At 68.2% G+C, this 25,242-nt stretch carries 20 protein-coding genes; 4 read left to right on the top strand and 16 right to left on the bottom strand.

The window, feature by feature from the left end; translation table 11 throughout:
- Nucleotides 1-44: 44 nt before the first annotated feature.
- From ACXI0U_RS00390 to ACXI0U_RS00425, 8 genes are all read right to left on the bottom strand, one after another.
- Entirely contained in the window at nt 45-1,148 is a 1,104-nt protein-coding gene (locus ACXI0U_RS00390; RefSeq protein WP_431483353.1) for an ABC transporter permease, read from the bottom strand.
- A gap of 16 nt (nt 1,149-1,164) precedes the next feature.
- Nucleotides 1,165-2,703, bottom strand: a complete 1,539-nt coding sequence (locus ACXI0U_RS00395) for an ABC transporter ATP-binding protein (RefSeq protein WP_031286812.1) — start codon at nt 2,701-2,703, stop codon at nt 1,165-1,167.
- 731 nt (nt 2,704-3,434) lie between these two features.
- On the bottom strand, nt 3,435-4,268 hold the full coding sequence (locus tag ACXI0U_RS00400; protein WP_043243755.1) for a hypothetical protein: 834 nt from the start codon (nt 4,266-4,268) through the stop codon (nt 3,435-3,437).
- Between the two features lie 278 nt (nt 4,269-4,546).
- Nucleotides 4,547-5,506, bottom strand: a complete 960-nt coding sequence (locus ACXI0U_RS00405; RefSeq protein WP_271659901.1) for a LysR family transcriptional regulator — start codon at nt 5,504-5,506, stop codon at nt 4,547-4,549.
- Nucleotides 5,503-6,102, bottom strand: a complete 600-nt coding sequence (locus ACXI0U_RS00410; RefSeq protein ID WP_431483354.1) for an IMPACT family protein — start codon at nt 6,100-6,102, stop codon at nt 5,503-5,505. The genes ACXI0U_RS00405 and ACXI0U_RS00410 overlap by 4 nt, the downstream gene beginning before the upstream one ends.
- Complete coding sequence (locus tag ACXI0U_RS00415) at nt 6,102-6,773, bottom strand: TetR/AcrR family transcriptional regulator (RefSeq protein WP_021216784.1); 672 nt, start codon at nt 6,771-6,773, stop codon at nt 6,102-6,104. The genes ACXI0U_RS00410 and ACXI0U_RS00415 overlap by 1 nt, the downstream gene beginning before the upstream one ends.
- A 186-nt stretch (nt 6,774-6,959) precedes the next feature.
- The gene (locus ACXI0U_RS00420) at nt 6,960-8,336 is read right to left on the bottom strand and encodes a uracil-xanthine permease family protein (protein ID WP_431483355.1); all 1,377 of its coding nucleotides are present in this window, start codon (nt 8,334-8,336) and stop codon (nt 6,960-6,962) included.
- A gap of 445 nt (nt 8,337-8,781) precedes the next feature.
- Nucleotides 8,782-9,702, bottom strand: coding sequence for a LysR family transcriptional regulator (locus ACXI0U_RS00425; RefSeq protein WP_263404105.1), 921 nt, complete (start codon nt 9,700-9,702; stop codon nt 8,782-8,784).
- 130 nt (nt 9,703-9,832) lie between these two features.
- Here ACXI0U_RS00425 and aptA point away from each other — a divergent pair, with 130 nt between their 5' ends.
- The 3 genes from aptA to ACXI0U_RS00440 all read left to right on the top strand — a co-directional run bounded on the left by aptA (nt 9,833) and on the right by ACXI0U_RS00440 (nt 13,058).
- Nucleotides 9,833-11,179, top strand: a complete 1,347-nt coding sequence (gene aptA, locus ACXI0U_RS00430; RefSeq protein WP_043243759.1) for an omega-aminotransferase AptA — start codon at nt 9,833-9,835, stop codon at nt 11,177-11,179.
- Entirely contained in the window at nt 11,179-11,466 is a 288-nt protein-coding gene (locus ACXI0U_RS00435) for a cupin domain-containing protein (RefSeq protein WP_021216780.1), read from the top strand. The genes aptA and ACXI0U_RS00435 overlap by 1 nt, the downstream gene beginning before the upstream one ends.
- Nucleotides 11,467-11,558: 92 nt before the next feature.
- Nucleotides 11,559-13,058, top strand: coding sequence for a CoA-acylating methylmalonate-semialdehyde dehydrogenase (locus ACXI0U_RS00440; protein WP_043243761.1), 1,500 nt, complete (start codon nt 11,559-11,561; stop codon nt 13,056-13,058).
- A 403-nt stretch (nt 13,059-13,461) separates the two neighbouring features.
- Here the strand turns inward: ACXI0U_RS00440 and ACXI0U_RS00445 are convergent, their stop codons facing one another.
- The 4 genes from ACXI0U_RS00445 to ACXI0U_RS00460 form a co-directional block, all read right to left on the bottom strand.
- Nucleotides 13,462-13,995, bottom strand: a complete 534-nt coding sequence (locus ACXI0U_RS00445; RefSeq protein ID WP_431483356.1) for an REP-associated tyrosine transposase — start codon at nt 13,993-13,995, stop codon at nt 13,462-13,464.
- Nucleotides 13,996-14,570: 575 nt separating this feature from the next.
- The gene (locus ACXI0U_RS00450) at nt 14,571-15,020 is read right to left on the bottom strand and encodes a BRO-N domain-containing protein (RefSeq protein ID WP_423728448.1); all 450 of its coding nucleotides are present in this window, start codon (nt 15,018-15,020) and stop codon (nt 14,571-14,573) included.
- 382 nt (nt 15,021-15,402) lie between these two features.
- Nucleotides 15,403-18,672 (bottom strand): carboxyl transferase domain-containing protein, encoded by a 3,270-nt coding sequence (locus ACXI0U_RS00455; RefSeq protein ID WP_479549573.1) that lies wholly within the window; start codon nt 18,670-18,672, stop codon nt 15,403-15,405.
- The gene (locus tag ACXI0U_RS00460) at nt 18,669-20,360 is read right to left on the bottom strand and encodes an AMP-binding protein (RefSeq protein ID WP_479549574.1); all 1,692 of its coding nucleotides are present in this window, start codon (nt 20,358-20,360) and stop codon (nt 18,669-18,671) included. Before ACXI0U_RS00460 ends, ACXI0U_RS00455 begins: the two co-directional genes overlap by 4 nt.
- Nucleotides 20,361-20,579: 219 nt before the next feature.
- Between ACXI0U_RS00460 and ACXI0U_RS00465 the strand changes: the two genes are divergently transcribed.
- Nucleotides 20,580-21,476 carry a phosphatase PAP2 family protein gene (locus ACXI0U_RS00465; RefSeq protein WP_021216774.1) on the top strand — a complete coding sequence of 299 codons (897 nt, stop codon included), beginning with the start codon at nt 20,580-20,582 and terminating at the stop codon, nt 21,474-21,476.
- Nucleotides 21,477-21,498: 22 nt separating this feature from the next.
- Here the strand turns inward: ACXI0U_RS00465 and ACXI0U_RS00470 are convergent, their stop codons facing one another.
- From ACXI0U_RS00470 to ACXI0U_RS00485, 4 genes are all read right to left on the bottom strand, one after another.
- The gene (locus ACXI0U_RS00470; RefSeq protein WP_184489581.1) at nt 21,499-21,888 is read right to left on the bottom strand and encodes a cupin domain-containing protein; all 390 of its coding nucleotides are present in this window, start codon (nt 21,886-21,888) and stop codon (nt 21,499-21,501) included.
- 144 nt (nt 21,889-22,032) lie between these two features.
- Nucleotides 22,033-23,400 carry an OprD family porin gene (locus tag ACXI0U_RS00475; protein WP_479549575.1) on the bottom strand — a complete coding sequence of 456 codons (1,368 nt, stop codon included), beginning with the start codon at nt 23,398-23,400 and terminating at the stop codon, nt 22,033-22,035.
- A 29-nt stretch (nt 23,401-23,429) separates the two neighbouring features.
- Nucleotides 23,430-24,218, bottom strand: a complete 789-nt coding sequence (locus tag ACXI0U_RS00480; protein ID WP_271659910.1) for an inositol monophosphatase family protein — start codon at nt 24,216-24,218, stop codon at nt 23,430-23,432.
- A 14-nt stretch (nt 24,219-24,232) separates the two neighbouring features.
- Entirely contained in the window at nt 24,233-25,225 is a 993-nt protein-coding gene (locus ACXI0U_RS00485) for an extracellular solute-binding protein (protein ID WP_479549576.1), read from the bottom strand.
- Nucleotides 25,226-25,242: the final 17 nt, after the last annotated feature.

Genomic DNA, 25,242 nt, shown 5'->3' on the forward strand with positions numbered 1-25,242 from the left:
CGGTTTTGTAGCGGGAAGCTGGAAGCTGGATGAAAAAGCGTCGTTCATGTCGATTGCACCGTCTTCAAGCTTCCGGCTCTCGGCTTCCAGCTCCACGCGAAGCGTGGCCGATAGAGAATCAACACATCGCAGGCGAGCAGGAAGAACAGCATCATTCCCTGGAACAGCTGGGTGATGGATTGCGGCAGGTTGAGGGCCATCTGCGCGTTCTCGCCGCCCAGGTAGAGCAGCGCCATCAACAGCCCGGCGACGAGGATGCCGAAGGGGTTGAGGCGGCCGAGGAAGGCCACGGTGATGGCCGCGTAGCCGTAGCCCGGCGATACCTGCGGCACCAACTGGCCGATGGGGCCGGTGACCTCGCCGACGCCGGCCAGGCCCGCCAGGCCGCCGCTGACCAACAGCGCCAGCCACACCAGGCGCTTTTCGCGGAAGCCGACGAAGCCGGCGGCGCGCTTGTCCAGGCCCAGCACCTTGATCTGGAAGCCGAGGAAGCTCTTGTGCAGCAGCACCCACACCGCCACCAGGGCGAACAGGGCGAAGTACAGGCCGATGTGCAGGCGCAGGTCCTCGAGCACCGGCGGCAGGCGCGAGGCATCGCCGAACATGGCCGACTCGGGGAAGTTGAAGCCGGCCGGGTCCTTCAGCGGGCCGTGCACCGCATAGAGCAGCAGGTTCAGCGCCACGTAGTTGAGCATGATGGTGGTGAGGATCTCGTTGGCGTTGAAGCGCGTGCGCAACCAGGCCGCCAGGCCGCCCCAGGCGGCACCGGCGAGCATGCCGGCAGCCAGCACCAGGGTCAGGGCCCAGCGGCTTTCCCAGTCGATGATGTGCACCGCCACGGCGCTGCCGGCCAGGGCGCCCATGAGCAGCTGGCCCTCGGCGCCGATGTTCCAGATGCGCGCCTGGTAGGCCACCGCCAGGCCCAGGGCGCAGAGCAGGATGGGCAGCGCCTTCACCAGCAGCTCGGAGATTCCGTAGAGGTCGCTGATGGGCGCCACCAGCAGGGCGTGCAGGGTTTCCAGCGGGTCATGGCCGAGGGCGACGAACAGCGCCGAGCCACAGGCCAGGGTCAGCAGGCCGGCCAGCACCGGGGACAGCAGGAGCATCGCGCGCGACTGCTGCGTGCGGGGTTCCAGGGATAGCAACATGAAAGGCTCCGGGCGCTCAGGCGGCTTGGGTCGAATCGAACTGGCCGGCCATCCAGCGGCCGACCTCCTGCGGGCTGGTGGCGACCACGGGCTTGAGCGCCGACAGCTCGCCGCTGCACAGGGCGCCGATGCGGTCGCTGATCTGGAACAGCTCGTCGAGGTCTTCGGAGATCACCAGGATCGCCGCGCCGGCATCGCGCAGGGCGATCAGCGCGCGGTGGATGGCGGCGGCGGCCCCTACGTCCACGCCCCAGGTGGGGTGAGCGGCCACCAGCAGCTTGGGTTGCTGGAGGATCTCGCGGCCGAGGATGAATTTCTGCAGGTTGCCGCCGGAGAGGCTGCGGGCGGCGGTGTGGGCGTCCGGGGTCTTCACCGCGAAGCGCTGGATGATCTCGTTGGCGAAGGCCAGCACCTGGCCGCGGCGGATCATGCCCCGGCTCAGCAGCCCGCGCTGGAAGCCGGTGAGCAGGGCGTTGTCGGCCAGGCTCATGTCCGGCACCGCGCCGTGGCCCAGGCGCTCGGCAGGGACGAAGGCCAGGCCGCGGGCGCGGCGGGCGTCCGGCGGCAACTGGCCCACCGGCTGGCCGGCGAAGCGGATGGCACCGGCCTGGGCGGCGGGCAGGCGGCGCTCGCCGGAGAGCAGGGCGAGCAGCTCGTCCTGGCCATTGCCTGCGACCCCGGCGATGCCGACGATCTCGCCGCTGCGCACATCGAGGCCGAGGTGCTTCAGCGACATGCCGAACGGGTCCGGGTTATGCCAGTCGAGCCCCTGCAAACTGAGGAAGGGCGCGCCGCCGCTGGCCTTGGGGTAGCTGGCGGCCAGGCCTTCGGCATCACCCACCATCAGCCGTGCCAGTTCCAGGTCGCTGCATTCGGCCGGCACGCAGTGGCCGGACACGCGGCCGCCCCGCAGCACCGTGGCGCTCTGGCAGAGGGCGCGCACTTCGCCCAGCTTGTGGCTGATGAACAGGATGCTGCAGCCCTCGGCGGCCAGGCGGCGCAGGGTGACGAACAGCTCGTCGGCCTCCTGCGGGGTGAGCACCGAGGTGGGCTCATCGAGGATCAGCAGGCGGATGTCCTGCATCAGGCAGCGGACGATCTCCACCCGCTGGCGCTCGCCGATGGACAGCGCGTGCACCAGGCGCCCGGGCTCCAGGGCCATGCCATAGCGCTGGGACACCTCGCGGATGCGCGGCTCCAGTTGTTTGGGTGTGCCGGCCTCGCGGCCCAGGGCCAGGGCGATGTTCTCGGCCACGGTCAGGGTTTCGAACAGGGAGAAGTGCTGGAACACCATGCCGATGCCCAGGGCGCGGGCCTGGGCCGGGTCGCGCACGCGCAGCGCCTCGCCCTGCCAGCGGATCTCGCCGGCATCCGGCTGTACCACGCCGTAGATGATCTTCATCAGCGTGCTCTTGCCGGCGCCGTTCTCGCCCAGCAGGGCGTGGATCTCGCCGGGCTCGATGCGCAGATCGACGCGGTCGTTGGCCAGGCAGCCGGGGTAGCGCTTGGTGATGCCGAGCATCTCCAGGCGCGGTGGGGGAGTGGGGCTGTTCATCGTGGTCTTTCCCGGAAAGAGAGCTGGCCAGACAAAGCAAAAAGCTGGCCACCGGGTCAGGAAGGCCCGCACGCGCTCGCGTGGCTGGGCGAAGCGGGGAAAACGCAGCCGTCGATGGGCATTGCCGGGGCATTTTCCTGCACGCTTTCGGGGCGCCGTGGCTCCCGATGGCGCAGCGGCTATTGGACGAATTTCGACCACCTCCCCGCAGCGCCCGTGGGCACTGGCGCGGAGAAGTTGTTCCCAAGGTTATCCACAGGAATGTCCACGGCCCGTGTGGACAATGGCGGTGCACCGCGCCGGTATCCCGGCGCCCGGGTTTCTGGCAGGTGAAAATAAAGCCAGCCTCTTCAGGTGCTTACGCGGTAGATACGGGCCCCGCGCGCACTGGTCACGAAACGAGCAGCCCCGGCGAAGCGGCGGCCGGCGGCGCTCCGGGCGATTGCTCAAAAGGTTATCCACAGGCTTGTCCACGCTTTATGTGGGTGGTTCCAAGGCGCATTCCGGACGCTCCCGTAGGTTGGCGCCAAGCGCAGCGCGGCCCAACGTTGTGGGGATAAGGGACGTGGCGGTGTGGATGGCTGAGACACCGCACGGTGGACCGGTGAAGCGGGGTACACCCTACGAAGTCCCGTGCCTCAGGGAAGCCGGTAGCCCGGGCTTCAGTCCGGGAGCAGGGGGCAATCGTGTCGCGGGGGAGGGCCCGGCACCGGGTGGCGCCGGGCGGCGGGTCAGAAGCTGAATTCCATGTTCAGGGTCGGGGTGGAGGTGCGGCTGCCACGGCCGCCGTCGACGCCGAACTTGTTGTGCCAGTACTCGTAGCCAACGCCGAACCAGAGGTTGGGCTTGATGTTCTTGCCCGGGCGCGCGGCGACCATCAGCGAGGTGCGCATCAGCGTCTCGGCGGCGGTGTCCTTGTTGTTGTAGTCCTCGCCCTTCTCGCCCACGTGGTTGATGTAGCCCTGGAACTTGGCGGCGTGGTCGCCGACCTGGAAGGGGCGCAGCCAGGTGAGGTTGAGGTTGTAGGTGCCGTCGAAGGTCATCTCCTCGTGGCGCGCGCCGGGGATGCCGGTCTGGTTGCGCTCGCGGTAGTAGAGCAGGCTCAGGTCGAGCACGCCGACTGTGTTGAACTTGAGGGTCGGGCCGAACACGATGGCGCGCTTGTTGGAGGAGGCGCGGTTGTTGTTGCGGTTGACGTCGAAGCCGGCGGTGAAGGCGTAGTCCTTGATCAGGCCGTCGCCCTGTTTCTGGTCGAACACCCGCGAGGCGAACAACTGGTGGCGGTACACCGCGTAGACCTCGCTGCCACCGTGGTCGGTGCCCTTGCGCGGGTCGCGGTTGTCGGAGAGGAAGACGTCGAGGTTGAAGAAGTTGCTGCCGTATTGGTAGCCACTGGCGTGGGTGAAGCTGTAGATGCGCTTGGCGAACTTGTTCGGGTTGTTCGGGTTGGTGAACTGCTGGCCGTAGCGGAAGCCGACGCTGTTGTTCATCCATTCCAGTGCGGCCGCTTCGCCGGCCGAGAAGAGGGCGAGAGCGACCGTGGCTCCCTGCAGTGCTTTTTTCATTGTTATGGGCTCCTGTTCCTGGGGTCTCGATGCGTGGGCTCGGGCATCGAGGGGCGCAGTATCAGCACATCCGGATTGATCACCAAAGAACAGAATGTAGAGCATCCCGATGCCGATTCGGCATCACGCGACTGACTCAAAAGTCAGTATTTTCAGGGCTTTAACGGGATTGTGTACAAACCGCAAAAGCCGATGGCTCTAGCGCGCGGGCTGCAGCAGGGCGCCCCATCGAGAGCCTCGACAGGGACAGTCATGAAAAAGATAGACGGGAATGCGGCCTACGGCCGGTTGCCGGGGGCACTGCGGGGTGGTGGCCGCTCTTCGCGCTCACGCAGGGTGATTTCCTCGGTCAGCTGGCGTGCCAGCGCATCCACCGCCACGGGCAGGTAGCGGCCGCCGCGCACGTAGAGCCCGAGGTCGTTGAAGATGCCGCCGTTGTCGGTCAGCGGCAGGTGCACCAGGTCGCCGGCCTCGAGGTCGGCCTCGATGCCGATGCGGGTCTGGAAGGCCACGCCCATGCCGCGTTTCACCAGTTGCCGGGCCAGCTCCACCGAGCTGCTTTCCAGCGCCGGCTTGCCGGGCAGATTGAGGCGTTTCTGCAGCGGGCCGAGCAGGTGGTGGATGGACAGTTCCTGCTTGGCCAGGATCAGCCCGTGCTCGGCGCAGGTGGCGAAGCTCACCTCGTGCAGCGAGGCCAGCGCATGCCCGCGCGGCACGATGGCACCTAGGCGGAAGTGGCCGACGCTGAGCTGTTGCAACTCGGCGCTGCGGGGCAGGAAGAAGGCCAGGCCGAGGTCGGCGGCGCCACTCAGCACCGCCTCGGGGATGGCCTGGGAGCCCATGGCGGTGACGCCGATGGTGACCCGTGGGTAGCGCTCATGCATGGCCTTGAGCACCCGGGGCAGCAGGTCGATGGTCACCCCTTCGACGGTGGCGATCTCCACGTGGCCGGTGCGCAGGCCCTGCATGGCATCCAGCTCCGAGCGCACCCGCTCGACGTCCTGCAGCACCACGGTGATGTGGCGGGTGAGGATCTCACCGGCCGGGGTCAGGCGCAGGCCGGCGGGCAGGCGGTCGAACAGCGGCGCGCCGATCTCGTCTTCCAGCTTGAGGATCTGCCGGTTCACCGCCGAGGAGGCGACGTTGAGCCGGCGCGCCGCCTCGCGGATGGAGTTGCAGCGGCGCACCATGTCGAAATAGTGGATGGCCGGCGAGTGGATGCGCAGCTTGCCGGTCATGGCGTGTCGTCCTTGATGGCGGCGAGCTGGCTGCGCCCACGGCTGATGTCGCCGAGCAGGCGTTGCAGCGGTTCCCGCTGGGCCTCCGGCAGGGCCAGTTGCAGCCAGGCGCCTTCGGCGTCGTAGTCCTCGCCTTCGAGCTGCGCCTGGAGGTCGGCCAGGCGTGCCTTGAACAGCGCCAGTTCGGCGAAGGCCAGGTGGCAGCGGAAGCGCGACAGGCGCAGCAATGGCAGGCGCTCGCCGCCTTGCAGGCACTTGGCGGCGCTGCCTCCGTAGGCGCGGGCGAGGCCGCCGGTGCCGAGCTGGATGCCGCCGTACCAGCGGATCACCACTACCGCGACCTGGTCCATGTCCTGGCCCTCGATGGCCGCGAGCATGGGGCGCCCGGCGGTGCCGCCGGGTTCGCCGTCGTCGCTGAAGCGGTACTGCGTACCCACCTTCCAGGCCCAGCAGTTGTGCGAGGCGGCGGGGTCGCTGGCGCCGGCGATGAAGGCCTGCGCCTCGGCCGCGCTGGTGACCGGCGCGGCGAGGGCGATGAAGCGGCTCTTGCGGATTTCCTCGCGGTATTCGCAGGGCGCGGCAAGGGTGAAGGGCATCAGCTGGCGGGTGTCGGCGGGGTCAGGCCGCAGCCCTTGAGGATGATGTGGGTGAGGCTCTGTGCGGCGACTTCGAAGTCGTCCTTGGTCAGGCGCTTGCGGCCGCTGACGCGGCAGATCTGCGAGCCGAAGTCGGCGTAGTGCTGGGTGCTGCCCCAGAGCAGGAAGATCAGGTGCGTCGGGTCGATCGGGTCCAGCTTGCCGGCGGCGATCCAGGCTTCGAACACCCCCGCGCGGCCCTTGAACCAGTCGCGGTAGTCCTGATCGAAATACTTCTCCAGGCAGGCGCCGCCGCTGATCACTTCCATGGCGAAGATCTTCGAGGCCAGGGGGAAGCGCCGCGAGAACTCCAGCTTGGCGCGGATGTAGCGGGCCAGCGCCTCGGCGGGGTCGTCGTCCACGGTCAGGGTGTTGAAGGTGCTGTCCCACAGTTCGAGGATGTTGCTCAGCACCGCCACGTACAGCCCCAGCTTGTTGCTGAAGTAGTAGTGCAGGTTGGCCTTGGGCAGCCCGGCACGCACGGCGATGGTGTTCATGCTGGTGCCTTTGAAACCGTGCTTGGCGAACTCCTCCTCGGCAGCGGCGAGGATGGTCTCTTCGTTCTTCTGGCGGATGCGGCCGGCAGGCTTGCCGGTGGAGCTGGGGCTATGGGCGGGGACCAGGACAGTCATAGGTCATCCAGAGGGGTCAGGAAGCGGGCGAATGCACTGATAACCCAAGCGCGGGGCGGTCGACAAGCCAAAACTGTTGCGGCGGTCAGGTTATCCACAGGTTTTGTCGGGCCTGCACCATGATGGGTCGGTTTTTTCGTGCCGCGCACCGCGCCAGGCACCGCCCCGGGCCTGGCGCGGCGTGGTTCAGGCGCGTTCGGCGGCACCATCCGTCCGGTTGGCGCGTTTCTCTTCCGGTAGCACCAGGCTCAGGACGATGGCGGTGATGCCGCCGCAGGTGATGGCCGAGTCGAACAGGTTCTGCACCAGCTGCGGCATCTGGTGCAGCAGGGTCGGCTGCGCAGCGATGCCCAGGCCGACGCCGAAGGAACCGGCGATCACCAGCAGGCTGCGGCGGTCCAGCGGCGCCTGGGCGAGGATGCGGATGCCCGCCGCCGCCACGCTGCCGAACATCACCAGGGTGGCGCCGCCCAATACCGGCTTGGGAATCTGCTGCAGCACCGCGCCGATCAGCGGGAACAGGCCGAGCACGAACAGCACGGCGCCGATGTACAGGCCGACATGGCGGCTGGCGACGCCGGTGAGCTGAATCACCCCGTTGTTCTGGGCGAAGGTGGTGTTGGGGAAGGCGCTGAAGGTGGCCGCCAGCATGCAGCTGACGCCATCGCCGAGCACGCCGCCCTTGAGCCGCGCCTCGTATTCCGGGCCCTTGAACGGCTTGCGCGAGATCATGCAGTTGGCGGTCAGGTCGCCCACGGTCTCGATGGTGCTGATGAGGTAGATCAGCGCCACCGGGATGAAGGCCGTCCAGTCGAAGCTGAAGCCGAACCTGAAGGGCAGCGGCACGCTCACCAGGGGCAGGTCGGGCAGCGCCTGGGGCACCAGCTTGCCGCTGAAGAAGGCGGCCACGCTGCCCACGGCCAGGCCGATGAGGATGGACGACAGGCGCACCCAGGGGTTGCTCGAGCGGTTCAGCAGGATGATGGTCGCCAGCACCAGGCCGCCCAGGGCCAGGTTGCCCGGCGCGCCGAAGTCCGGGGCCCTGAAGCCGCCGCCGATATCGGTGATGCCGACCTTGATCAGGCTGACGCCGATCAGGGTGATGACGATGCCGGTCACCAGCGGGGTGATGACCCGGCGCAGGTGACCGATGAAGCGGCTGAGCACGATCTGCACGAAGGCGCCGAAGAAGCACACGCCGAAGATCATCGCCAGGATGTCCTCCGGGCTGCCGCCACGGCTCTTCACCAGGAACCCCGCCGACAGCACCGCACCGAGGAAGGCGAAGCTGGTGCCTTGCAGGCAGATCATCCCCGCGCCGATGCCGAATGGGCGCCGCGCCTGGAGGAAGGTGCCGACGCCGGAGACCATCAGCGCCATGCTGATCAGGTAGGGCAGGTGCGCCCCCAGCCCCAGCGCGCCGCCGATCACCAACGGCGGGGTGATGATGCCGACGAAGCTGGCCAGCACGTGCTGCAGCGCGGCACAGAACGCCAGCAGCGGTTTCGGCTTGTCGTCCAGGCCGTAGATGAGTTCGGAGTTGCGTTCTTCTTCAGCGTGCATGCTGGCCTCGGCAGGTTGGGACGGCGAACCGGAGCGGCTCGCCGGGGCAGATGCCGGGCTATTGCAAAAAATTGACCAGGTGCGCAGGTTTTTCCGCTTTCCACCCTGCAAGGCCCAGGGTTGGCGGGCGCTACGGGATAGGCGTATGGGCTGCGCTAGGTATGACCGAAGGGGTTCTCCTGCACCAAATCGGTGTCGCCCGCTTCATTGCTGGGCGTGGCGTGCACAGGTTCAGGGTCTTGCCCGGCCATGCGGAATCTTAGGGCGGACCCCGCTCCACCGGCCGAGCGGGGCTGCGGCTGCATTCGGGGGGCGGTGAGACCCATCCTACGATCCAGTCGAGAGCGCGGCTTCGTAGGGTGGACCACGCTTCACCGGTCCACCAGGCGGAGTGGAAGGGGAGCTCAAGCGCTCCGCCAGCCCGCTATCCCCCCGCGAACACACCTCAGCCCGTCGCTGCCAATGCCTCCAGGAAGCTCTCCAGCACCAGGTGCGGGCGGCGGCCCTTGCGGGTCACGGTGGCGAGGCTGAGGTCGTAGAAGCGCTTGCTCGGCTTGAGCGCACGCAGGCGGCCCTGCTGCACCCAGAAGGTGGCGTAGTGGTCCGGCAAATAGCCGATGTAGCGCCCGGTGAGAATAAGGAAGGCCATGCCCTCGCGGTCCGAGGCGCTCGCGGTGCAATGCAGCGCCTGGTAGTGGGCCTGGATATCGGCCGGCAGGCGGAAGGTGGGGGCAATGGCCTCCTGCTCGTTGAGGCGCGCATCGCTGAGCTGGGCATCGTCGGCGTAGAACAGCGGATGGCCCACGGCGCAGTAGAGCAGCGAGCGCTCGTCATACAGCGGCTGGTACTCCAGGCCCGACAGCGCCACCGTCTGCGGCACCACGCCCACGTGCACGCGGCCGTCGAGCACGCCCTGTTCCACCTCGCTGGGCGGGGTCATGCGGATGTTGATCACCACGTCCGGCCCGCGCTCCTTGAGACGCGCCAAGGCGTGGGTGATGCGCATGTGCGGCAGGGTCACCAGGTTGTCGGTGAGGCCGATGTTCAGCTCGCCGCGCAGGTGCAGGTGCAGGCCGTTGACCTCGGTGCGGAAGCTCTCCAGGGCGCTGAGCAACTGCAGCGAGGAGTGGTACACCTCGCGGCCTTCCTCGGTCAGGGCGAAGCCGGCGCGGCCGCGTTGGCACAGGCGCAGGCCGAGGCGCTGCTCCAGGTCGCTCATCTGCTGGCTGATGGCCGAGCGGCCGATGCCCAGCACGCTCTCGGCGGCGGAGAAGCCACCGCACTCGACTACGCTGCGGAAGATGCGCAGCAGGCGGATATCGAAGTCGCTGACCTGGGCCAGGGCTTCCGGGCGACGGGTGCTCATCAGTTTAGTGGTCCGTGATCTGAAGATATGAAAAGTTGAATTTTCATGACTTTATGCCCGTGGCAATGTCGACTGCAAGAACCACCGGGTTCTCCCCAACAACCCACGCCCCATCGCGAGGCAGACAAGAATGAACATGCCGCAGACCGCCACCCCCTCCCTGGCCAGCCAACTGAAGCTGGACGCCCACTGGATGCCGTTCTCCGCCAACCGCAACTTCCAGCGTGACCCGCGTCTGATCGTGGCCGCCGAAGGCAGCTGGCTGATCGACGACCAGGGCCGTCGCATCTACGACAGCCTGTCGGGCCTGTGGACCTGCGGCGCCGGTCACTCGCGCAAGGAAATCCAGGAAGCCGTGGCCAAGCAGCTCGGCACCCTCGACTACTCCCCGGGCTTCCAGTACGGCCACCCGCTGTCGTTCAAGCTGGCCGAGAAGATCGCCGACATGACCCCGGGCGAGCTGAACCACGTGTTCTTCACCGGCTCGGGCTCCGAGTGCGCCGACACCGCGGTGAAGATGGCCCGCGCCTACTGGCGCCTGAAAGGCCAGGCCACCAAGACCAAGCTGATCGGCCGCGCCCGTGGCTACCACGGTGTGAACATCGCCGGCACCAGCCTTGGCGGCATCAACGGCAACCGCAAGATGTACGGCCAGCTGATGGACGTCGACCACCTCCCGCACACCCTGCAACCGGGCCTGGCCTTCACCAAGGGCATGGCCGAGACCGGCGGCGTGGAGCTGGCCAACGAACTGCTGAAGCTGATCGAACTGCATGACGCGTCGAACATCGCCGCCGTGATCGTCGAGCCCATGGCCGGCTCCGCTGGCGCCCTGGTGCCGCCGGTGGGCTACCTGCAGCGCCTGCGCGAAATCTGCGACGCCAACAACATCCTGCTGATCTTCGACGAAGTCATCACCGCCTTCGGCCGCATGGGCAAGAACACCGGCGCCGAGTTCTTCGGCGTGACCCCGGACATCATGAACGTGGCCAAGCAGATCACCAACGGCGCCATCCCCATGGGTGCGGTGATCGCCAGCCGCGAGATCTACCAGACCTTCATGAACCAGGCGACGCCCGAATACGCCGTCGAGTTCACCCACGGCTACACCTACTCCGCCCACCCGGTCGCCTGCGCCGCCGGCCTCGCCGCCCTGGAGCTGCTGGAGAAGGAAAACCTCATCCAGCAGGCCGCCGACCTGGCCCCGCACTTCGAGAAGGCCATCCACGGCCTGAAGGGTGCCAAGCACGTGGTCGACATCCGCAACTGCGGCCTCGCCGGTGCCCTGCAACTGGCCCCCCGTGACGGCGACGCCATCGTCCGCCCGTTCGAGGCCGGCATGGCCCTGTGGAAGGCTGGCTTCTACGTTCGCTTCGGTGGCGACACCCTGCAGTTCGGGCCGACCTTCAACGCCAAGCCGGAAGAACTCGACCGCGTGTTCGACGCCGTCGGCCAGGCCCTGCAAGGCATCAACTGATGAGTGCACGCCCCCAGGCCGTGCCCACCGTGCAGGTGGACAACGCCGACGTCATCGTCACCGAGTGGCGCTTCGCCCCCGGTGCCGAGACCGGTCGGCACCTGCACGGCCACGATTACGTGGTAGTGCCCATGACCGGCGGCACCCTGCTGCTGGAAACCCCGGAGGGCGAGAAACGCGCGCCCCTGGTGGCCGGGCAGAGCTACTTCCGCAAGGCCGGCGTCGAGCACAATGTGATCAACGCCAGCGACCACGAAATCGTCTTCATCGAAACCGAAATCAAATGACGTCCACCCTCTCCCCGTGAGGAGAGGGCGGGTGCGCAGCCGCTGCCCGCGCCCCAGGACCACCCCGACAAAGCCCTACAAGAGAGATGACCATGAGCACCATCCAGCACCTGATCCACGGTGAGCTCGTTACCGGCGAAGGCCGCACGGCCGACGTGTTCAACCCGGCCACCGGCGAATCCACCCGCAAGGTCGCCCTGGCCAGCCGCGCCACCGTGCAACAGGCCATCGACTCGGCCAAGGCCGCTTTCCCGGCCTGGCGCAACACCCCGCCGGCCAAACGCGCCCAGGTGATGTTCCGCTTCAAGCAGCTGCTGGAGCAGAACGAAGCGGAAATCTCCCGCCTGATCAGCGAAGAACACGGCAAGACCCTCGAAGACGCCGCCGGTGAGCTGAAGCGCGGCATCGAGAACGTCGAGTACGCCAGCGCCGCCCCGGAAATCCTCAAGGGCGAATACACCCGCAACGTCGGCCCGAACATCGACGCCTGGAGCGACTTCCAGCCGCTGGGCGTGGTCGCCGGCATCACCCCGTTCAACTTCCCCGCCATGGTGCCGCTGTGGATGTACCCGCTGGCCATCGCCTGCGGCAACTGCTTCATCCTCAAGCCCTCCGAGCGCGACCCGAGCTCCACCCTGCTCATCGCCGAACTGCTGCATCAGGCCGGCCTGCCCAAGGGCGTGCTCAACGTGGTGCACGGTGACAAGGAAGCCGTGGACGCCCTGATCGAAGCGCCGGAAGTGAAGGCCATCAGCTTCGTCGGCTCCACCCCCATCGCCGAATACATCTATGCCGAAGGCACCAAGCGCGGCAAACGCGTCCAGGCCCTGGGCGGCGCCAAGAACCACGCCGTGCTGATGCCCGACGCCGACCTCGACAACGCCGTCAGCGCGCTGATGGGCGCTGCCTATGGCTCCTGCGGCGAGCGCTGCATGGCCATCTCCGTGGCCGTGTGCGTGGGCGACCAGATCGCCGACGCGCTGGTGCAGAAGATCGTCCCGCAGATCAAGGGCCTGAAGATCGGCGCCGGCACCAACTGCGGCCTCGACATGGGCCCGCTGGTCACCGCCGCCGCCCGCGACAAGGTGGTCGGCTACATCGACGACGGCGTCGCCGCCGGTGCCGAACTGGTGGTGGACGGCCGCGGCTACCGCGTCGCCGGCCATGAAGACGGCTACTTCGTCGGTGGCACCCTGTTCGACCGCGTGACCGCCGACATGCGCATCTACCAGGAAGAAATCTTCGGCCCGGTGCTGTGCATCGTCCGCGTCGGCAGCCTGGAAGAAGCCATGCAGCTGATCAACGACCACGAATACGGCAACGGCACCTGCATCTTCACCCGCGACGGCGAAGCCGCCCGCCTGTTCTGCGACGAAATCGAAGTGGGCATGGTCGGCGTCAACGTGCCGCTGCCGGTACCGGTCAGCTACCACAGCTTCGGCGGCTGGAAGCGCTCCCTGTTCGGTGACCTGCACGCCTACGGCCCGGACGGCGTGCGCTTCTACACCCGCCGCAAGGCCATCACCCAGCGCTGGCCGCAACGCGCCAGCCACGAGGCCGCGCAGTTCGCGTTCCCGAGCAACAACTCCTGAGTGATCGGGCGAGGTAAGAGAAAGGCCAGTCGAGAGACTGGCCTTTTTTGTTTCCCTTCCAATGCGGCATGTGCCTGCTCATTGGGTGATGGGTTTCGCCAAGCTCTACCCATCCTACGAAGATGAATTAGCGCCGCCGTAGGATGGGTAGAGCACCGCGAAACCCATGCTGCCGGTCCGGCGCCTGAGCCAGGTCTGTGCCCGGAATTGATGGGTTTCGCTTCGCTCTACGCCATCCTTCGGAGGTGCTTCGGTGTCTCGGTGTCTTTGTAGGATGGGTAGAGCTCCGCGAAACCCATGCTGCCGGCCCGGCACCGAAGCTAGTTCTGTGTCTGGAGTTGATGGGTTTCGCTTCGCTCTACGCCATCCTACGAAGATGTATTGATGGTCGATGCCTGTCGTTTCACCGCTCCCCCACGCTGCCTTCCATTTCGTCTTCAGCGCCCGCCCAGTTTGCCGGCAGGATGCCCGCCTTCACGTACTGATGAAACGACGACCAAGGCCAATCGGCCACCCGCTCGACGTGCCCGTGCTTGCGTGGGTTGTGGTGGATGTAATCCACATGGCGGGCGAAGTCTTTGTCGTCACGGATGCGATGCTCCCAGAACCGCCGTTGCCAGATACCGCGTTCGCCCTTGTGCTTGCGGCTGTCGGAGCGCGGCTCGCCATAGGGCAGTGCCCGGGAGAAGCCGCTCTTGATCAGACGCCAGCGCAGGGCGTAGTTGGCATCACCGGGTGGCAGTGTGCACAGCGCATGCAGGTGATCCGGGAGGATGACGATGGCGTCGATGCGCCATGGGTGGCGCTTCATGCCGGCGCGAAAGCTGGCCCGCAGCAGATCGATGTGATCGGTGAGCAGGCTGCTGCTGCGGTCGGCCAGGTTGAGGGTGAAGAACCAGGTAGCGCCTGGTGTGTGGTCGCGGCGGTAGTTGGTCATTGGCGGGCGTCCTTGCCTGAGGATGGACGTGCCCATCCTAAGAACGCCTTGTTCTCTCAGGGGCTGGTGGGCGTGACCGATTCGTCCTGAAACCTTGTGGCTGATGGGTTTCGCTTCGCTCTACGCCATCCTACGGAGGTGCCTCGGTGTCTCGGTGCCCCGGTGTCTTTGTAGGATGGGTAGAGCCCCGCGAAACCCATGCTGCCGGTCCGGCACCGGAGCCAGGTCTGTGCTCGGAATTGATGGGTTTCGCTCCGCTCTACGCCATCCTACGGAGGTACCTAGGTGCCCCGGTGTCTTTGTAGGATGGGTAGAGCTCCGCGAAACCCATGCTGCCGGTCCGGCACCGGAGCCAGGTCTGTGCCCGGAATTGATGGGTTTCGCTTCGCTCTACGCCATCCTACGGAGGTGCCTAGGCGCCTCGGTGTCTTTGTAGGATGGGTAGAGCCCCGCGAAACCCATGCTGCCGGTCCGGCACCGGAGCCAGGTCTGTGCCCGGAATTGATGGGTTTCGCTTCGCTCTACGCCATCCTACGAAGGTGCCTCAACGCTGCCGAGGAATAGCCTGGTACTCGCTAGAGCCCCAGGTAACGCGGCACCTTCTCCCACTGCATCCACAACTCGCCCTGCCATTCCAGCAACAGCAGCCGTTCGCTCTGCCAGCCGATCCATACGCGGCGGGGGGCGTGGGCGTGGGCGTCTTGCTGGTCGCGCAGGGTGGGGATCACCTCGCGGGTGAGCCATTCATCCAGCTGCTGGCATTCGGGGTGGCCGAAGCGGATGAGCGCCTTGTAGAGGCCGGCTTCGTTCATCACGTCGATCGTCTCTTCGCTACCGCTGCGGCGGTGCAGGCGGATGCGGCGGGTTTCGTGGGGCTTGAGGCGGCGATGCAGGGCCTGTGGATGGTGCAGGCCCAGCAGGCGAGCGAAGTCGTAGGTGGAGAACCAGGGCTGGTTGTCGATCATCACACCGCGCAGGGGGCGGTCGTGGCGGAGGAAGGTGGTGGGGATGTAGGCGTCATGCATTTCTTTACCCATAACCATTGGCAAATGTCCGCCGCGCGCATTGCACGGCGAGTACTTGTGGTCACAGGTCGCCAAACCCGGTCGCGATATTGACCGCGACCGGGCGAACTTAGGGCGATGGTTGGGAGCGAACAAGGGGTTGCGGTGGGTTTGGGAAATTTCCGCGTGATGCTTGGACAGCCCCGTAGGATGGTTAGAGCACCGCGAAACCCATGCTGCCGGACCGGCATCGGAGCCAGGTCTGTGCTCGGAATTGATGGGTTTCGCTTCGCTCTACGCCATCCTACGAAGGTGCATTGGCGCCTTGGAGGATGGGCGGGCTACGTTCCGCGAGCTCCGCGAAACCCATCCTACCGGGGCTACGGAACGGTGAAACAACCGCTCACCAGGTATCCACGAACGGGCGCTTGCGGCCTTCCCGTGGGGTGGGTTTCGGCGCGGTGTTGAGGCCGCGCAGGAGCCAGGCGCGGGTTTCTTCCGGGTCGATGACGGCGTCGATCTCGAGGAAGCTGGCCATGTTGATCGCCTTGCCGTTCTGGTAGGCCTTGGCGACCATCTTGTCGAACAGCTTCTGCCGCTCTTCGAGGTTTTCCACCGCCGCGAGCTCCTTGGCGAAGCCCAGGCGCACGGCACCTTCCAGGCCCATGGCGCCGAACTCGCCGCTGGGCCAGGCGATGGTGAACATCGAGGAGTGGAAGCTGCCGGCGGCCATGGCCTGGGCGCCCAGGCCGTAGCCCTTGCGCAGCACCACGGTGAAGAAGGGCACCGAGAGGCTGGCGGCGGCGACGAACATGCGCGAGACGTGGCGCACCGTGGCGTGCTTCTCCGACTCCGGGCCGACCATGAAGCCGGGGGTGTCGCAGAGCGAGACCATGGGGATGTCGAAGGCATCGCACAGCTGCATGAAGCGCGCGGCCTTGTCGCCGGCCTGGGCGTCGATGGCGCCGCCCAGGTGCATGGGGTTGTTGGCCAGGAGGCCGAAGGGTTTGCCTTCGATGCGGATGAAGGCGGTGATCATCCCCGGGGCGAACTGGCGGCGCAGCTCCAGCACCGAGCCTTCGTCGGCCAGTTGGCCGATCACCGCGCGGATGTCGTAGACGCGCAGGCGGTTCTCGGGGATCGCATGGCGCAGCTCGCGCTGGTCGGCGCATTGCCAAGCGCTGACCGTGCCCTGGAAGTAGGCGAGGTAACGCTTGGCGACGTCCACCGCTTCGGCTTCGTCTTCCACCAGCACGTCGATCACGCCGTTAGGGCCCTGCACCGAGGTGGGGCCGACCTCTTCGGCCTTGAAGCTGCCCAGGCCGCCGCCTTCGATCATCGCCGGGCCGGCCATGCCGATGCTGGCGTTGCGGGTGGCGATGATCACGTCGCAGCAACCCAGCAGCGCGGCGTTGCCGGCGAAGCAGCGGCCGGAGACGACGCCCACCACCGGCACCAGGCCGGAGAGCCGCGCCATGGCGACGAAGGTGTGGCAATCCAGCCCGGCCACGCCGACGAAGTCGGTGTCCCCCGGCCGGCCGCCACCGCCTTCGGCGAACAGCACCAGCGGCACGCGCCACTGTTCGGCGAGGCCGAGCATGCGGTCGGTCTTCTTGTGGTTCATCACGCCCTGGGTGCCGGCGAACACGGTGTAGTCGTAGGAGATGGCCATGCAGCGCGCGGCCTCGTTGCCGAACTGCGCGGCGTTGACCGTGCCGAGCCCGGCCACCAGGCCGTCGGCCGGGCTTTGCTGGATCAGCTCTTCCAGCGAACGGCGGCGGCGCTGGGCGGCCAGGGCCAGGGCGCCGTATTCGATGAAGCTGCCGGCGTCGAGCAGGTCGTCGAGGTTCTCGCGGGTGGTGCGCTGGCCGGTCTTGCGGCGGCGCGCCACGGCGTCGGGGCGGCGTTCGTCGCGGGTGATGGCGTGGCGTTCGAGCACCTCGGCGAGGTCGGCGCGGATGTGCGCCAGGTCGATGCTTTCTTCGCTGGCCACGGCATCGCCGCTCACTTCTGCCGGTTCCAGGTAGAGCAGCGCGGTGCCTTCGAACAGGGCGTCGCCGGGGGCCACCGGCAGGGCGCGGACGATGCCGCTGTGGCTGGCCTTGACCACGAACTCCATCTTCATCGCTTCCAGCACCGCCACGGCCTGGCCGACGGCGATGGCGTCGCCCTCGGCCACGTCCAGGCTCACCAGCACGCCCTGGCTGGGGGCGTTCAGGGCGATGCAGCCGGCCGGTACGTCGGCCACGGCGTTGTGCGCGGCCTGGCCGCTGGTGCCACTGACGAACAGGTGCGGGTGGGCGGCCTGTTGCGGGGCCAGCAGCGCGGCGATGTGCTGCTCGATGAAGCGGGTGCTGACGCGGTTGTCCGCCAGCTCCGGGCGGCGCAGCAGGTTCTGCAGGAAATGGATGTTGCTCGCCACGCCCTCCAGGCGGAATTCGCAGAGGGCGCGGTAGGCGCGGCGCAGGGCGCTGGGGAAGTCCTCGCCCTGGACGATTACCTTGGCCAGCAGCGAGTCGTAGCTGGGGCTGGTGGCGTAGCCGGCGTACCCGTAGCCGTCGACGCGGATGCCGGCACCGCTGGGCGGCTCGTAGGCGCTGATGACGCCGCCGGCCGGGCGCGCACTGCCGTCGGCCTGCATGGTTTCCAGGTTGACCCGCAGCTGCACGGCAAACCCCCGTGGCGCGGCGGGCTGTGCCAGGCCCAGCTCGACGAGGCGGGCGCCGGCGGCGATGCGCAGCTGCGCCTGCACCAGGTCGACGCCGGTAACGGCCTCGGTGATGCAGTGTTCCACCTGGATGCGCGGGTTGGCCTCCATGAACACGAAGTCGCCGCGCGCGTCGTCGACGAGGAATTCGAAGGTGCCGATGCCACGGTAGGAAACCGCGCCGGCCAGGGTCAGGGCGGCGTCGAGGATGCGCTGGCGCAGCGCCGGGTCGAGCCCCGGTGCGGGGGCGATTTCGATGACCTTCTGGTTGCGCCGCTGCAGGCTGCAGTCGCGCTCCCAAAGGTGGCTGACCGCTTCACCGTCGCCGACCACCTGCACTTCGATATGCCGGGCCTGTTCGATCAGCCGCTCGACGTAGAGGGCGTCGCTGCCGAAGGCGCCGCGTGCTTCCGATTGGCAGCGCGCGTAGGCCTCTTCCAGCTCGGCCGCCTCGCGCACCGGGCGCATGCCGCGGCCACCGCCGCCGGCCAGGGCCTTGAGCATGATGGGGCCGCTGTCGAGGAAGGCGCGGGCCTCTTCCAGGCTGGTGGCGCGGTTGCTGCCGGCGGCCAGGGGTACGCCGCAGCGCTGTGCCAGTTCACGGGCACGGGCCTTGTCGCCGAAGGTGTCGAGGGCGTCGGCTGCCGGGCCGATGAAGCGCACGCCGGCCCCTTCGCAGAGGCGGGCGAAGGCGGCGTTCTCGCTGAGGAAACCGTAGCCCGGGTGCACGGCGTCGCAGCCGTTGGCCAGGGCAGCGTCGAGCAGCTGCTGCATGTCGAGGTAGGCGGTCGCGCCACGGCCCTTGAGCGCCACGGCCTGGTCGGCCTTGCGCAGGTGCAGGGAGGCGGCGTCGTCCTCGGCGAACACCACGACGCTGGGGATGCCCAGCTCGGCGGCGGCACGGGCGATGCGGATGGCGATCTCGCCACGGTTGGCGATCAGCAGGCGGGTGATGGCTCGGTTCACAGCAATGCTTCCAGTTCGTTCTTCTTGACCTTGCCGGTGGCGGTCATCGGCATGGAGTCGACCAGACGGATGTCCGGCACCTTGTAGATGGCCATGGAGGCCTTGCACCACTCCAGCAGGCTGGCGCCGGTTTCGTCGCTGCCCGGCTTGAGCACGACGAAGGCGACGGGTTGCTGGCCGCGCTCCGGGTGCGGGCGGCCGAGCACGGCGCTGGCGAGGATGGCCGGGTGCTGGCCGAGCAGGGCTTCCAGCTCGCTGGGGAACACGCTCATGCCGTTGACCTTGAGCATTTCCTTGCGCCGGCCGAGGTAGCGGATGAAGCCCTGCTCGCTGATCACGCCGAGATCGCCGGTGTGCAGCCAGCCATCGCGCAAGGCTTCGGCGCTGGCCTCGGGACGCTGCCAGTAGCCCTTGAGCAGGGAGGGCGAGCGCAGGCACAGCTCGCCTTCGCTGCCCAGGGGCAGCAGCTCGCCGGTGTCGAAATCGCAGACCTTGAACTCGGTGCCCGGCACCGGCAGGCCGACGAAGGTGGGCTGGGCGCGCAGGTCGAAGTCGTCGTCCTGCAGGCCGGCGGTGAAGGTGTCGCAGGTGTGGGTTTCGGTCATGCCGAAGCTGAATTCGAACAGGGTGCAGCCGGTGAGCTCGCGCCAGCGGCGGCGGTAGTCGAGGGTGAGCTTCTTGACGAAGGAGATGGCACCGACCTGGCGCAGGGAGGCGAAGTCGAATTCGCCCACGCGGGGGTGGTCCAGCACCTCGGCGGCGCTGTCCACCAGCAGGCCGCAGTGGCTGACGCGGTAGTGCTGCACGGCGGCCATGAAGGCCGGGGCGTCCCAGCGCGCCAGCAGCACCAGGGTGCAGCCGGCGAACACCGGGAACAGCAGGCCGGCGTTCTCCCCGGCGATCCAGAACTCGGGGAGGAAGTTGAGGGTGATGCTGTGCTCGTCCATGCCCAGCGCCGTGGGCACGAAGCTGGCGCAGGTGTAGAGCATGTCGCCATGGCTGTGGATGCAGCCCTTGGGCAGGCCGGTGGTGCCGCCGGTGTAGTTCAGCGCGGCGATGTCATCCAGCTGCGGGCGGTGAGCAGGCGTGGGCGCGGTGCAGGCGGCGAGGGCGGGGTAGAAGTCGATGACGTCGTCGCCCGTGACCTTAGGGGCGAACAGCAGGTCCGGCGCCGGAATCGTCGGCGTGGCCGGGCGCAGCTCGCTGAGGCTGGTGGCGATCACCTGGCGCAGGGCGGTTTCGCCACGCACCTGGCGCACCACCGGCAGCAACTGGTCGAAGCACAGCAGCACCTCGGCACCGCTGTCGTTGAGCTGATAGCTCAGCTCCAGGCCCTTGGACAGCGGGCTGACCGGGGCATGCACGGCGCCGCACTTGAGGATGCCCCAGAAGGCGATGTGCAACTGCGGGCAGTTGGGCATGAACACCGCGACGCGGTCCCCCGGGCGCACGCCGAGTTCCACCAGCAGCGCGGCGCAGCGGTCGCTGAGGCGGTCCAGTTCCGCATAGTCGAGGGTGTGGCCGTAGAAGTGCAGGGCGGTCTTGCCTGGCTGGCGTCGCGCCCATTCGCGCAGGTACTCGGTCAGCGGCCGTTCGCCGAGGGGGTACTGCGGCTCGCGCGGGGTGCCGGTGGGCCAGGCGTCGTGCTGGAGCTGGCGCAGGGTGGCCAGGTACTGGTCTTGGTTCATCGGGGCCTCGCGCTGGTCTTGTCGTTGTGTCGCGGGATGGCCTTCATCCTAGACAGTCGCGCCCGTTGCAGGACCGATGTTCGCCCTGACGAATACCCCTCTCTCAGGGTGGCTGATGGAGCTTGCGCGTGTCGTGAGGGCTTTTGTCCTGATCGGACCTTGCCGCCAGGCGCGGGCTGCAGTATCTGTGGCGACCTTCCCCTGCCCTCAAGGACGACCATGAACGAATTGCTGCACAGCCTGGACTGGGTGCTGCCCTTGCGCAGCGACGCGCTGACGCCGCTGATGCGCTTCTTCACCCTGCTGGGGTACGAGAAGTTCATCCTCTTCTTCCTGCCCCTGGGCTACTGGGCCTGGCACCGCACGGTGTTCTTCCGCCTGCTGGTGCTGGTGGCCATCACCGCGCTGCTCAATGCCTGGCTCAAGGATTACTGGCAGGACCCGCGCCCGGACATCGCCCTGCGCATGGACCACGAGGTGGGCGAGAGCTTCGGCCTGCCCAGCGGGCACGCGCAGATCTCGGTGGTGATCTGGTTCTGGCTGGCCCTGGAGGTGCGCCGCCTGTGGTTCTGGCTGCTGGCCTGCACCCTGGTGACGGGCATCCTCTTCAGCCGCCTGTACCTGGGGGCCCACGATATCGAGGACCTGATCGGCGGCTCGCTGCTGGGGGCCGCGACCCTGGGCTGCTTCGCCCTGGCGCAGCGCTGGCAGGGTTGGCGCGAGATTCCGGCGCTGGTGCTGCTGATGCTGATCATCGCGGCCACCGCCCTGGCCTACTTCACCTGGCATGGCCAGCCGCCGAGCTACGTGCCGCTGCTGGCGGGGCTGATGATCGCGGTGCTGTACGGTTATCGCCACCTGGACTTCTCCATGGAGGTGGCGACCTGGCGGCGGGTGCTGGCGGCGACCATCGGCGCGCTGTCGTTCATTGGCCTGCAGTGGGGGCTCAAGCACATCGGCTTTGCCTTCTCCCTCGATGGCCAGGCCTGGCAGGCGTTCCGTGGTTTGGTGATGGGCGGCTTCGTCGCCGCACTGATGCCCTGGCTGCTGATTCGCCTTGGGCTGCTCAAGGCGCGCCGCGACGAGCCGGCCCTGGCGCTGGCCCAGCCCGTCTGAGGGGCGGGCCGGCAGCCCGGGGTCAGGCCGACTGGTTGGCCGGGGCGGGGTAGTGGGTGCTGCTCTCGGTGTGCCGCGGCACCACCGCCAGCACGGCGGCGTCGCGCCCCTGCAGGCGGTGCCAGAGGCCCCGGGGCACGACCAGGATGGAACCGGCGCGGATCGTCTCCTGCAATAAGCCGATGGCGGCGAGCAGGGTGATGTCCAGCTCGCCCTCCAGCACCTGCAGCAGCTTGTCGCCGTCGGGGTGGCGCTCCCAGGGCATCTCGCCGCTGAGGCGGCCCAGGTGGATGGCGCCCGCGCCGGGGTGGAAGGGCGTCAACTGGGTGAGCGGCTGGAGCTGCGGCTCCAGGGCCATGATCCGGCCGTTGCGGATGCCGTCGAGTGCGCTGTGGATATCGATCGCCTTCATGTGTGCCTCCAGGCTGGTTGACCAAGGTCGGGCAGGGCCTGGACGACGTTAACAGCGGGGCGGGTAGGGCGTGGCTGAAGCTCGGGTAGGACCGCAGCGAACGGCCCCGGCGCGTGCGCACCAGGGCCCTGTTGCGCATGCGCCCTAGAACAACGCCAGGCTGTAGCTGAGGAAGACCCGGTTCTGGTCGACGTCGGTGCTGGCCTGGCTGCGCAGGCTGGCGTTGCGCCAGGTGATGCCCAGGCCCTTGGCCGGCCCGGCCTGCACCACGTAGGCCAGGGTGAAGTCCCGTTCCCACTCTTGCAAATGCCCGCGTTCGGAGCGGATGCCGCTGCCCTTGAGGTAGGCGACGTTGCTGGTCAGCCCCGGCAGCCCCCAGGTGCCGAAGTCCACCCCGTACTGGGCCAGCCAGGTGCGTTCGCCGGCGCGGGCGAAGCTGTTCAGCTGGCGGTCGGTGATGAGGTAGACGTCGCTGCCGTTGCCCTGGTTGGGCTGGATGAAGTGGCTGTCGCCGGTCAGGCGCTGGTAGCCGGCGCCGAGGCTGTGGGCGCCGAGGCTCCAGCTGAACAGGGCGCTCCAGGCGCGGTTGTCCACCTTGCCGCGATGGGCGCCGCTCTCGCCGTTGCCGGGGCCGTAGTAGCCGGCGGCGGTGTAGCCCTCGGCGCGGCCACTGTGGCTGGCGTTGCGGCCCGTGGCGCGGGTGTCGAAGTGGCGCAGGTCGGTCTTCAGCGTGCCCAGGGGCAGCGCCTGCTCGTGGTTGAGGCCGACGAAGTGCTGGCGATAGAAGTCCTCCAATTGGCCCAGGTAGTACTGCACCTGCAACTGCTCGCTGACCTGGTAATCCAGGCCGAGGAAGTCGAAGGCGTCGCTGTAGCGGGCCGGCGCCGCGCTGACGGCGTTGCCGGGCTTGCGCGGGCTGTTGGCGCCGTTGATGGAGAGGTCGTCGCGGTGGCTCTGGGCGCGTCCCTTGGCCTGGCGCAGGCGACCGGCCAGCAGGGTGAGGTCGTCGAACTCGCGCACCGTCAGCTGGGCGCCTTCGAAGGTCTGCGGCAGCAGGCGCCCGTCGTTGGCCTTGATCACCGGCAGGCGCGGGATCAGGGTGCCGACCCGCGCCTCGCTGGCGCCGACCCGCAGCTTGGCGGTGAGCCCAAGGCTGCTGTATTCGTCGCGGGCGCGGCCGTCGTGCTCCAGGGGGAACAGGGCGCTGGGGGTGCGGGCCTGGTCGGCCTTGCCGGCGCGGCCGCCGCCGTCCAGGCGGAGGCCGAGCAGGCCGATGGCGTCGAGGCCGACGCCCACCGTGCCCTCGGTGTAGCCGGACTGGTAGTCCAGGCGCAGGCCCTGGCCCCATTCCTCGGTCTGGCCGGCGTGGCCGTCGCGGTTGTCCTGGTTGAAGTAGAAGTTGCGCAGCGACAGGGTGGCGTGGCTGTCGTCGATGAAGCCGTCCGCCTCGGCCAGGCCCATGGCGAGGGCCAGCGACAGGGCGAGGGGGATGCGGGAATGGATGGCGGTCATGGCGTGTCCTCCTTGTGACCTCGGGCGGTTCAGGCCTGGTGCAGGCGTTCCAGGGCCTGGCGGTGCAGCTGGGGATCGCCGGCGGCCAGCACGCTGCTGCCGGAGCCAAGGCCGAGCGGGCGGCCCTGCCAGTCGCTGATCACCCCGCCGGCGCCTTCGATGACCGGCACCAGGGCGCAGTAGTCCACCGGCGCCATCCCGCCGCCGTCGGCCACCAGGTCGATGCGCCCCCGGGCGAGATTGGCGTAGGCGCTGCAGGCGGCGCCGTAGAGGCGCCAGCGGGTGGCGTCGCGCAGCCGGGCGAAGGCCGCCAGGTGCTCGGCCGGCAGGCTTTCCGGGTTGCTGCTGGCCAGCAGCGCGCGGGCCAGCTCGGTGCAGGGGCGGGTGCGCACCGGCTGGCCGTTGAGCCGGGTGGGCTGGCCTTCCACGCCGACCCAGCGCAGGCCGGCGATGGGCAGGTCGACCACCCCCAGCACCGGGCGCCCGTCGCGGCACAGGGCGATCAACGTGCCGTACACCGGCACCCCGGCGATGAAAGCCTTGGTGCCGTCGATGGGGTCGAGCACCCAGCTGTATTCGGCGTCGCGCTGGTGGTCGGGGTATTCCTCGCCCACCACGCCGAACTCGGGCGTGTGGTGGGCGATGGCCTCGCGCAGTTCCTGCTCGATGGCGCGGTCGATGGCAGTGACGGGGCTGGCGTCGTCCTTGTCCTCGAAGGGCTGGCCGTCCTCCTGGGCGGCCTGCCAATGGGCCTGCAGGCGGGCGCGGGCGAGGTCGGCGAGGTGTTCGGCGGTGGCGCGGTGGTGGCTGGCGGTCATGTCTGGCTCCGGTGTCAGAGGGCTTTGTCGAGGCCTTTCCAGGCGCTGAGGAAGGCGTCGCGGCCGGCGATGGCGGCCTGCTCGTCGGTGGGGAAGACGGCGATGTCCTTCAACTCCGGCAGCTCGACGTGGGCGCTGACCTCGATGTCGCTGCGGCTCGGCCGGCGGTAGGCCTGCTCCAGCAGGGCGATCTGGGTGTCGCGGCTCAGCAGCAGGTCGTAGAGGCGCTTGCCGGCCTCGGGGTTGGGGCCGTTCTTCACCAGCACCAGGGCCTCTTCGGTGACGAAGGTGCCGTCGGCCGGGTAGACCAGGCGGATCTCCCGCTGGCCGCCGGCGACATAGGCGTAGGCGTTGCCCTCGAAGGTCAGGCCGACGGCGTATTCGCCCTGGGCCACCTGGTTGAGCACGGCGCTGGAGTTGCGCGAGACCACCAGGTTGGCGGCCAGACGGCGGAAGTCGTCCTCGCCCAGCAGCTGGCGCAGGCCCCAGAGCGCGGTGTAGGCGGTGGAGGTGGCGGTGGGGTCGCCGACAATGATCCGCCCCTTCCAGGCCGGGTCCAGCAGGTCGCGCCACTGGGTGGGCTCCTTGAGCCCGCCGAGCTGCTTGCGGTTCACCATCATCACCACCACCTGGATGTTGGCGGTGCTCCACAGCTGCTGCGGGTGCTGCTGTGCCTCGGGGATGGCCTGGGCCTGGGGCGAGCGGTAGGGCGCGTAGAGCGCGGTGAATGCGCCCAGGGTGTTGGGCTGGGAACTCCAGAACACGTCGGCCCGAGCCGCCTGGCCCTCGGCCTCGATGCGCTTGAGCAGGGCGGCGCTGGAGCCGTTGACCACGCCGATCTTCAGGCCCGGGTCGAGGCGCTGGCCGCTGTCCAGCAGGGCCTGCACCGCCGAGTCGTTGTTGGTGGTGTAGAGCACCGCCTGCTCGCGGGCGAGGGCGGGTTGCAGCAGGTTGAGGGCGAGGGCGGCCAGCAGGGCGGGCAGCCGGTGCTTCCAGGTGGCGTTCATGGCGACTCCTTGGTGCG

It is taken from the genome of Pseudomonas sp. C9D1 (assembly GCF_056491235.1).